The following is a 2,084-nucleotide window of genomic DNA, read 5'->3' as shown; positions in this document are numbered from 1 at the left end:
GTACTGGCCGGCGCGCTGGCCGCGGTTGCGACACTGGTGCCGACGGTGCCGCTGGGACGCCGGCAGTTCCGGCTTGACGTGCTGCCGCACCTCGGCGACTACGTGCTGGTGGTGCTGGCGGTGGCGGGCTGGCTGCTGGCGACGCAGCTGGTCTGGCGGTTCTTCCCCCGGGTCCACCTGCCCGGGGAGGAGCCGCAAGTCGGTGCGTCGGCGCCCGGCGCGGTGCCGGTAGTCAGTTCCGGGTGAGCTGGACGGCGACCTGCTCGTCGGTGGTCCGCAGCTCCAGGCGGTCGCCCTCAACGGCGTAGCTGGCAGCGGCCTCGAGCGCGGCGAGGATAGCGGCTTCCTGCTCCATCACGCCCTCGGGTTCGACGCACATCATCCGGGTGGTGCCGAGAGGGCCGATGTCGATGGCGCCGTCGTCGGTGGTCGCGAAGTCACCGGTGAGCCGGTTGCAGCCGGCCGTCCCCGAGATCGCACCGTCCGAGCCGAACGCGATGGTCGCGGTGGTGTCCTGCAGGACGCCGACCACCGCGCTGCTGCCGTTGTGGTAGGCGGTGACCTGCCATTCGGTGCCCGCCAGCTCCTGGCTCTCCGGGACGAAGGCGGCCAGCGCGGCACCGTCGGCGTCCCGCAGCGTCAGCCGCTCACCGGCCACGGTGAAGCTGCGCGCCGAGGTCAGCGCGGCGAGGTAGGCACCTTCCTGGTCCATCAGGGCTTGCTCGCAGGCCATCATGGTGGACGCGATCGCCTCGTCCACCCTGATGCTGCCATCGGATTCGACGAGCACCTGCGCGCGGTACCGGTTGCAGCCGCTCGTCCCGGTCAGCGTCTGATCGGTGCCCAGGTGGGCGGTGATCACGCTGCCGGGAACCAGTTGTCGGTCCGTCAGCTCGTCGAGCACCCAACGGTTGCCGAGCAAGGACGCCGGGCTCGCGGTACCCGGGGACCGGGCCGGGCTCGGGGTCGGCGAGGCGCTCGCCGTCGGCGATGGGCTGGCCGGGGATGCCCCGGATGGCGACGAACCCGACTGGGGGGAGGCGGTTGAGCAGGCGGTCGCGAGCAGCGCGACCAGGGCAAACCCGAACACGGATGAGGCTCGCATCACCGCAACCCTACTTGTGGTAGCTCAGTGCGAAGTCGATCAGCAGCCGCGTGCCGAATCCGGTGGTGCCCTTGTTGCGCCACTTCTCGGCGCTGCCCGACTGCGCGGTGCCGGCGATGTCGAGGTGCACCCACGGGGTGTCGCCGACGAACTCGGCCAGGAACAGCGCCGCGGTGATCGAACCGGCGTTCGCCCCGCCCAGGTTGCGCAGGTCGGCGATCACCGAGTCCAGTTCCTTGCGGTAACGCCTGGCCAGCGGCAACTCCCAGACCGGCTCGTCCACCCGCTCGGCCGAGGCCTTCACCAGTTCGATGAGGTCGGGGTTGTTGCCCATCAGGCCCGCGATGTCAGCACCCAGGGCGCGCAGGCAGGCACCGGTCAGGGTGGCGATGTCCACGATGGCGTCCACGTTCTCCTCGGTGGCCAGCACCAGCGCGTCCGCCATCACCAGCCGGCCCTCGGCATCGGTGTTGATCACCTCGACCGTCTTGCCGTTCCGCATCCGGATGATGTCTCCCAGCCGCAGCGCCGACCCGCCCGGCATGTTGTCGGTGCACATCAGGTAGCCGGTCACCTTGCTGGTGCAGCCGAACTCGCGCAGCGTCGTCATGGCCGCGAAGATCGCCGCGGCGCCGGCCATGTCGTTCTTCATGGTGGCGTGCACCTCGTCGCCCGGCTTGAGGGCCAGCCCGCCCGAGTCGTACATGATGCCCTTGCCGACCATCGCCAGGTGCCCGGTCGGCTCACCCTGGGGCCGGTACACCAGCTTGATCATCACCGGCGGCTCGACGCTGCCGAGGTTCACCCCGATCAGGCCACCGCAGCCCATCTCGATCAGTTCGGCCTCCTCGACGACGGTCACCTCGAGACCGGACGCCCGCCCGATCTCCTCGGCCACCTGGCCGAAGCGGGTGGCGGTCAGCATGCCGCCCGGGGTCCCGGCCAGGTCGCGGGCCAGTTTGGTGGCCCGCACCAGCGC

At 70.7% G+C, this 2,084-nt stretch carries 3 protein-coding genes; 1 reads left to right on the top strand and 2 read right to left on the bottom strand.

Translation table 11 applies throughout. The features are described 5' to 3' along the window. Positions 1 to 246 (top strand): hypothetical protein (locus WBL05_RS07500; protein ID WP_424224880.1); only part of this gene is annotated, 246 nt, incomplete at its 5' end. Here the strand turns inward: WBL05_RS07500 and WBL05_RS07495 are convergent. Further along, positions 233 to 1,105, bottom strand: coding sequence for an META domain-containing protein (locus tag WBL05_RS07495; RefSeq protein ID WP_424224878.1), 873 nt, complete (start codon positions 1,103 to 1,105; stop codon positions 233 to 235). The genes WBL05_RS07500 and WBL05_RS07495 overlap by 14 nt on opposite strands. A 10-nt stretch (positions 1,106 to 1,115) precedes the next feature. Continuing rightward, on the bottom strand, positions 1,116 to 2,084 hold a 969-nt coding region (locus tag WBL05_RS07490), incomplete at its 5' end, for a leucyl aminopeptidase family protein (RefSeq protein ID WP_424224876.1).

The sequence above is a fragment of the Brooklawnia sp. genome (genome assembly GCF_049651565.1).
GTDB lineage: Bacteria > Actinomycetota > Actinomycetes > Propionibacteriales > Propionibacteriaceae > Brooklawnia.
The sequence above is the reverse complement of the archived record's forward strand: the minus strand, read 5'-3'. Positions and strand labels throughout refer to the sequence as shown.